Source organism: Clostridium carnis, assembly GCF_054657435.1.
Genome location: NZ_BAAHYS010000001.1, coordinates 1,073,114 through 1,080,000, shown reverse-complemented (window position 1 = coordinate 1,080,000; position 6,887 = coordinate 1,073,114). Strand labels below are relative to the sequence as shown.

Sequence of the window (6,887 nt, the reverse complement as noted above, 5' to 3'; positions counted from 1 at the left end):
GAAAGAAAAATCGATTTTCTTAGTAGCGGCGAGCGAAAGGGAAAGAGCCCAAACCAGAGATTTATCTCTGGGGTTGCGGACAGAACATTAACGGGAAATTATAATTAATCGAAGATAACTGGAAAGTTAAGCCGTAGAGTGTAATAGCCACGTAGATAAAAGTTATAATCACTAAGTTCTGATCCAGAGTACCACGAGACACGTGAAACCTTGTGGGAAGCAGGGAGGACCACCTCCCAAGGCTAAATACTACCTGATGACCGATAGTGAAGCAGTACCGTGAGGGAAAGGTGAAAAGAACCCCGGGAGGGGAGTGAAATAGAACCTGAAACCGTGTGCCTACAACCGGTCAAAGCCCCATATGAGGGTGATGACGTGCTTTTTGTAGAACGAGCCAACGAGTTACGGTATGTAGCAAGGTTAAGTACTTAAGGTACGGAGCCGAAGGGAAACCGAGTCTTAATAGGGCGACTAGTTGCATGCCGTAGACCCGAAACCGGGTGACCTATCCATGGCCAGGTTGAAGCGGGGGTAAAACCCCGTGGAGGACCGAACCACGTTGCTGTTGAAAAAGCATGGGATGAGCTGTGGATAGCGGAGAAATTCCAATCGAACTCGGAGATAGCTGGTTCTCCTCGAAATAGCTTTAGGGCTAGCGTCGGATATGAGTAATGGAGGTAGAGCACTGAATGGGCTAGGGGGCATATCGCTTACCGAACCTTATCAAACTCCGAATGCCATATACTATGAGTCCGGCAGTCAGACTACGAATGATAAGATCCGTGGTCAAAAGGGAAAAAGCCCAGATCGTCAGCTAAGGTCCCAAAGTGTAAGTTAAGTGGAAAAGGATGTGGGATTTCTAAGACAACTAGGATGTTGGCTTAGAAGCAGCCACTCATTGAAAGAGTGCGTAATAGCTCACTAGTCGAGAGATCCTGCGCCGAAAATGTCCGGGGCTCAAACTTACCACCGAAGCTACGGGCTGAAGTTTACTTCAGCGGTAGAGGAGCGTCGTAATCGGGCTGAAGTCGTACCGTAAGGAGCGGTGGACTGATTACGAGTGAGAATGTTGGCATTAGTAGCGAGATGTAAGTGAGAATCTTACAGGCCGAAAACCTAAGGTTTCCTGGGGAAGGCTCGTCCGCCCAGGGTTAGTCGGGACCTAAGCCGAGGCCGAAAGGCGTAGGTGATGGACAATCGGTTGATATTCCGATACCACTATTATCGTTATTATCGATGGTGTGACGGAGAAGGATAGGATGTGCTAGCGATTGGAAATGCTAGTCTAAGCGTTTAGGAAGTTAAGGTAGGCAAATCCGCTTTAACAATTCTGAGGCGTGATGGGGAAGGTCCAAGTGACCGAAGTATCTGATTCCATGCTTCCAAGAAAAGCATCTAGAGAGAGAAATAGTGCCCGTACCGCAAACCGACACAGGTAGGTGAGGAGAGAATCCTAAGGCCATCGGAAGAATTGCAGTTAAGGAACTAGGCAAATTGACCCCGTAAGTTCGCGAGAAGGGGTGCCTACGAGAGTAGGCCGCAGAGAATAGGCCCAAGCAACTGTTTAGCAAAAACACAGGTCTCTGCTAAAGCGTAAGCTGATGTATAGGGGCTGACGCCTGCCCGGTGCTGGAAGGTTAAGGGGAACACTTAGCGCAAGCGAAGGTGTGAACTTAAGCCCCAGTAAACGGCGGCCGTAACTATAACGGTCCTAAGGTAGCGAAATTCCTTGTCAGGTAAGTTCTGACCCGCACGAATGGCGTAATGACTTGGGCACTGTCTCAACTGCAAATCCGGCGAAGTTGTAGTGCGAGTGAAGATGCTCGCTACCCGCGATTGGACGGAAAGACCCCGTAGAGCTTTACTGTAGCTTAGCATTGAATTCCGATATTGTCTGTACAGGATAGGTGGGAGACTGAGAAACTAGGGCGTCAGCCTTGGTGGAGTCAACCTTGGGATACCACCCTGACAGTATTGGGGTTCTAACCGGACGCCATGAATCTGGTGACGGGACATTGTTAGGTGGGCAGTTTGACTGGGGCGGTCGCCTCCTAAAAAGTAACGGAGGCGCCCAAAGGTTCCCTCAGAACGGTCGGAAATCGTTCGAAGAGTGCAAAGGCAGAAGGGAGCCTGACTGCGACACCTACAAGTGGAGCAGGGACGAAAGTCGGGCTTAGTGATCCGGTGGTACCTCGTGGGAGGGCCATCGCTCAACGGATAAAAGCTACCTCGGGGATAACAGGCTGATCTCCCCCAAGAGTCCACATCGACGGGGAGGTTTGGCACCTCGATGTCGGCTCGTCGCATCCTGGGGCTGTAGTAGGTCCCAAGGGTTGGGCTGTTCGCCCATTAAAGCGGCACGCGAGCTGGGTTCAGAACGTCGTGAGACAGTTCGGTCCCTATCCGTCGCGGGCGTAGGAAATTTGAGAGGAGCTGTCCTTAGTACGAGAGGACCGGGATGGACTGACCTCTGGTGCACCAGTTGTTCTGCCAAGAGCATAGCTGGGTAGCTAAGTCGGGAAGGGATAAACGCTGAAAGCATCTAAGCGTGAAGCCCCCCTCAAGATGAGATTTCCCATAGCATAAGCTAGTAAGACCCCTTGAAGAACACAAGGTTGATAGGTCAGAGGTGTAAGTGTGGTAACATATTTAGCTGACTGATACTAATAGGTCGAGGGCTTGACCAATAAAAAAGAAGAAAACTCAGCATAGCTGAGTAAATTCGAGAAATAAAATCAAAGAATTTTGGCTCTCATTCATGTGCAATTTTCAGAGAACAAACTCTGAAAATTAAAAAGAAGAAACTAAATCAAAGATTTATATGAAGGAAACTCAGCAAAGCTGAGTGGTTTCGATAGCTAAATCAGAGATTTAGAATCTCAAACCATCTAGTGATGATGGCGTAGAGGAAACACTCCTTCCCATTCCGAACAGGACAGTTAAGCTCTACAGCGTCGATGGTACTGCACGGGTGACTGTGTGGGAGAGTAGAACGTCGCTAGGTCATGTGGCTCGATAGCTCAGTCGGTAGAGCAGAGGACTGAAAATCCTCGTGTCCCTGGTTCGATTCCTGGTCGAGCCACCAGGAAAAAGCACTAACATATGTTAGTGCTTTTTGTTTTTAAGAAATAGAAGAGCTTGTTAACGAAGTTCTTCTATTACAGATTCTACGTGGCCTTTAACCTTAACTTTTCTAAATTCTTTTATAAGAATACCTTTTTCATTAATTATAAAAGTACTTCTCTCAATTCCAAGAACTTTTTTTCCATACATATTTTTTTCTTTAATAACATCATATAATTCACAAACTATTTTTTCTTCATCACTTAAAAGAATAAATGGTAAATTAAATTTAGTTATAAATTTATTATGAGAAGTTAAGTTATCTTTGCTTATACCAATAACAACTGCATTTAAATCTTCTATAATTGTAGTATTATCTCTAAAATCACAAGCTTCTGTTGTGCAACCTGGAGTATTATCTTTTGGATAGAAGTATAATACAACTTTTTTTCCTCTGTAATCACTTAGTTTATGTTCTTTTCCGTCAGATCCCATTAAAGAGAAATCTGGAGATATTTTACCTATTTCCACTAAACGTAACCTCCTTAAAGTTTTTATTTAATTATAATACTAATAATTATTATTATCAAGAAATAAAAATTCTAGCAATTAAATATTTATATAAAATTTTAAATTTAATATATTTTATATAGAATTCTGATATAATAAAGATTAGAAAACATTATAAAAAAGGAGATTTTTAAATGCAAGATAAAATTTTAGCTACTATAGCAGGAAAAGAAATTAAGGAATCAGATTTACAAAAGATAATAATGAGATATCCAGAAGACAGAAGAGGATATTTTGAAACAGAAGAAGCTAAGAAACAATTATTAGAACAAGCAATAGCATTCGAATTAATGAATAAAATGGGTGAAGAGTTAAATATAAAAGAAACTAGCGAATATAAAGAAAATGTTATGCAAGCAGAAAAGGATATATTAACTCAATTAACAATAAATAAAGTATTATCAGAAGTTACAGTGACAGATAAAGATGCACTAGATTATTATAATGAAAATAAAAATATGTTTGTACAACAACCAACTGTATCAGCTAAACATATATTGGTGGATTCAGAAGAAAAGTGTAATGAAATTAGAAAAGACATAATAGAAGGAAAGTTAACTTTTGAAGAAGCAGCTATGAAGAACTCAAGCTGTCCATCAAAAGATCAAGGTGGTAATTTAGGTGCTTTTGGAAGAGGAATGATGGTTCCAGAATTTGAAGAAGCAGCATTTGAATTAGAAATAGGAGCAGTAAGCGAAGCAGTACAAACACAATTTGGATATCACTTAATAAAAGTAGAAGCTAAAAATGATGAAGTAGTTTCAACATTTGAAGATGTTAAAAATCAAATAATAAGTCAATTAGCTCAAGAAATGCAACAAAGAAAGTACTTAGATGTAGTTAAAGAATTAGAAGCTAAGTATGGAGTTAACAGAGCATAGTATATAGATTTAAGATTACCAAACCTATATACTTTACTAAGAGGTTATATCGCAGAAAGATATAGCCTCTTTACCTTTTTATTAGTTTTTTATTAATGAGTAAAGCTGTACATTAATTCAGAATAGCTATTAATATATTTATCAGCTAATAATGTAATTTCATCTTTTTGAGATTCAGAAGCTTTATCATAAACAGCTACAACTTTCATTCCAGCAGCTTTAGCTCCATTTATGGCTTGTACTATATCTTCGAATACAACACAGTTTTCAGGTTTAACGCTAAGTTTATTTGCAGATAGTAGATATATATCTGGATAGTTTTTAGGTTTATTAGCTTCATCAGTTGTTGTTATGGCATCAAATAAATCAAATATTCCATTATTTTTTAATGTAGCTTCTAATAGAGGTACAGAATTACTTGTTGCTAAAGCTATTTTTATATTGTTTTCTTTTAGTTTATTTAGGAATTCAAAAGCACCAGTTTTTAATTTAATAGTATTAGAATAATAATCAAATGCCATTCTATTCCATGTATCCATAATTTCCTCTAGAGAATCTTCTAAATTAAATCTATTTTTGAAATATTTGGCTGTTTCTAAGAAGCTTAAGTGAGTAATTTCTTCATTTATATTTTTAGGAACTGTATATCCTTTTTGGCTTAAATATTCTATATCTATCTTCTCCCATACCCACATTGAGTCTACTAATGTTCCATCTAAGTCAAATATTGCTGCGGTTATATTATTCATAAATGCTCCCCCTGTTGTATATATTTAAAATAATAGTATAATAAATAGAAAAAATAATCAACGAAATTGGGATACTATAATAGTATAACAATATGGAAGATTTAGTAATTATGTGTTTTAGTTAAATATTAGATAATATAAAAAAATAAATCCACTACATAAATGTAGTGGATAGATATTAGAATTCTCGTTCTAAAATTTCTATTTTTTTAGGATCTTCAAAATCCTTTAGTGAAGTAATATCAAGTTTTTCTAAAATATTATCTAAAGTATTGCTGTGTGTAGCGACTTTTATAGCGGATTGATAAGCAAAATCATCAACAGCTAATTTTCCTTGTTCTTTAGGAATTAAAGCTTTAGGACCACCAACACAACCACCAATGCAACCCATTCCTTCTATGAAATTAGCATTTAAATTGCCATCTTGAGCTTTTTGTAAGATTTCTTTGCAATACTTTACTCCTTCTGCCTGAACTGCAGTTAAAAGTTTAGCTTTATCAGGATATATTTCTTCAAGTGCCTCAGAAACTGCAATTGACACACCACCAGTTCTAGCATATAATCTTCCACCCTTTGAAGCATATTCTATTGATGGAATTCCCTCAAGTTCAGCAGGGTTTATATCTAAAGCATCAAAAATATTTTTTAATTCTTCAAATGTTAGGACAAAATCTATAGTGCCTATTAAATCTTTATCTTTAGCCTCAGCTTTTTTTGCAATACAGGGTCCTATAAATACAACTTTTGTATCGCTATTAAGCTTTTTAATTACTCTTCCGGCAGCAATCATAGGTGATACTGATGGTGAAAGATCTTTAACAAGTGTTTTATAAACTTTTTTTAGCATACCAACCCACATAGGACAGCAACAGGATGTTATCATTAAATCTTCAGATGAGTTTACATGCTTATTGAATTCAACAGCTTCCTTTATAGTAAGCATATCAGCTGCGAAGGCTACTTCTATCATATCAGTAAATCCGATTTTAATTAGTGCTGCTCTTATTTGGTCCATAGATACATTTTCTCCAAATTGACCACTTATGGCAGGAGCAACAGTAGCTATTACCTTCTTATTATTATTAATTAGTTCAAGTATAGGTAAGAATTCTACTTTATCCACTATAAAACCATTTTCGCAAGCTTCAACACAAAGTCCACAGTCCATGCATAAATCACTATCGATATATCTAGTATTTTCTGAATCATTTTTTAAAATTGCATCAAATGGACATATAGCTTGACATTTGGACTTTCCATTAGAATCTAAAGAGCAATCGCCAGAACAATGATCTAGTTTTTGAACAATTTTTTTATTTACTTTATATGATGTAATAGCCTTTTTTAGATTGTATATATAATTTTCATCATATTTTACATCAACTCCGCAGAGTGTGGTTATAATATTAAAGGTTTCCTCTGGAGTAGAATCTGATTTTTGAATTATGTCATTAAGAGTAGAATTAAAGTTTCCACTGTAATAGGATTTTATAAGGTCTTTGAAAATTTCACTGTACTGTGCATTCATTTTTTATACCTCCCATAAAATATAAGTTAATTTTTATATTTATATATAGTTATTATAAATATTTTCATAAATAATATTACTTAAATCTAAAATTTC

General features: G+C 37.4%; 4 protein-coding genes, 1 tRNA gene and 2 rRNA genes (1 of these 7 cut by a window edge). 4 read left to right on the top strand and 3 right to left on the bottom strand.

Going from position 1 to position 6,887, the window contains the following annotated elements:
- The 3 genes from ACYQ1T_RS04965 to ACYQ1T_RS04955 all read left to right on the top strand — a co-directional run.
- Positions 1-2,687: ribosomal RNA gene (locus tag ACYQ1T_RS04965) — 23S ribosomal RNA — on the top strand (it extends 219 nt beyond the left edge of the window).
- A 200-nt stretch (positions 2,688-2,887) separates the two neighbouring features.
- A 5S ribosomal RNA gene (rrf, locus tag ACYQ1T_RS04960) occupies positions 2,888-3,004 on the top strand.
- A 5-nt stretch (positions 3,005-3,009) separates the two neighbouring features.
- A tRNA-Phe gene (locus ACYQ1T_RS04955) sits at positions 3,010-3,085 on the top strand.
- A gap of 56 nt (positions 3,086-3,141) precedes the next feature.
- Here ACYQ1T_RS04955 and bcp read toward each other — a convergent pair.
- Positions 3,142-3,594 carry a thioredoxin-dependent thiol peroxidase gene (gene bcp, locus ACYQ1T_RS04950; protein WP_459832498.1) on the bottom strand — a complete coding sequence of 151 codons (453 nt, stop codon included), beginning with the start codon at positions 3,592-3,594 and terminating at the stop codon, positions 3,142-3,144.
- A gap of 173 nt (positions 3,595-3,767) precedes the next feature.
- On the opposite strand from bcp, the gene ACYQ1T_RS04945 reads away from it, so the two are divergent.
- A complete protein-coding gene (locus ACYQ1T_RS04945; RefSeq protein ID WP_459832496.1) occupies positions 3,768-4,514 on the top strand; it encodes a peptidylprolyl isomerase in 747 nt (248 codons plus the stop codon).
- Between the two features lie 92 nt (positions 4,515-4,606).
- Here the strand turns inward: ACYQ1T_RS04945 and ACYQ1T_RS04940 are convergent, their stop codons facing one another.
- Positions 4,607-5,263 carry an HAD family hydrolase gene (locus ACYQ1T_RS04940; RefSeq protein ID WP_459832493.1) on the bottom strand — a complete coding sequence of 219 codons (657 nt, stop codon included), beginning with the start codon at positions 5,261-5,263 and terminating at the stop codon, positions 4,607-4,609.
- Positions 5,264-5,441: 178 nt separating this feature from the next.
- Positions 5,442-6,791, bottom strand: coding sequence for a [Fe-Fe] hydrogenase large subunit C-terminal domain-containing protein (locus tag ACYQ1T_RS04935; RefSeq protein ID WP_459832490.1), 1,350 nt, complete (start codon positions 6,789-6,791; stop codon positions 5,442-5,444).
- Between the last annotated feature and the right edge of the window lie 96 nt (positions 6,792-6,887).

Bases quoted from the DNA above. Each gene is read 5' to 3' on its own strand.
- ACYQ1T_RS04945 (WP_459832496.1), top strand. From the start codon at position 3,768: ATGCAAGATAAAATTTTAGCTACTATAGCAGGAAAAGAAATTAAGGAA.
- ACYQ1T_RS04940 (WP_459832493.1), bottom strand. From the start codon at position 5,263: ATGAATAATATAACCGCAGCAATATTTGACTTAGATGGAACATTAGTA.
- ACYQ1T_RS04935 (WP_459832490.1), bottom strand. From the start codon at position 6,791: ATGAATGCACAGTACAGTGAAATTTTCAAAGACCTTATAAAATCCTAT.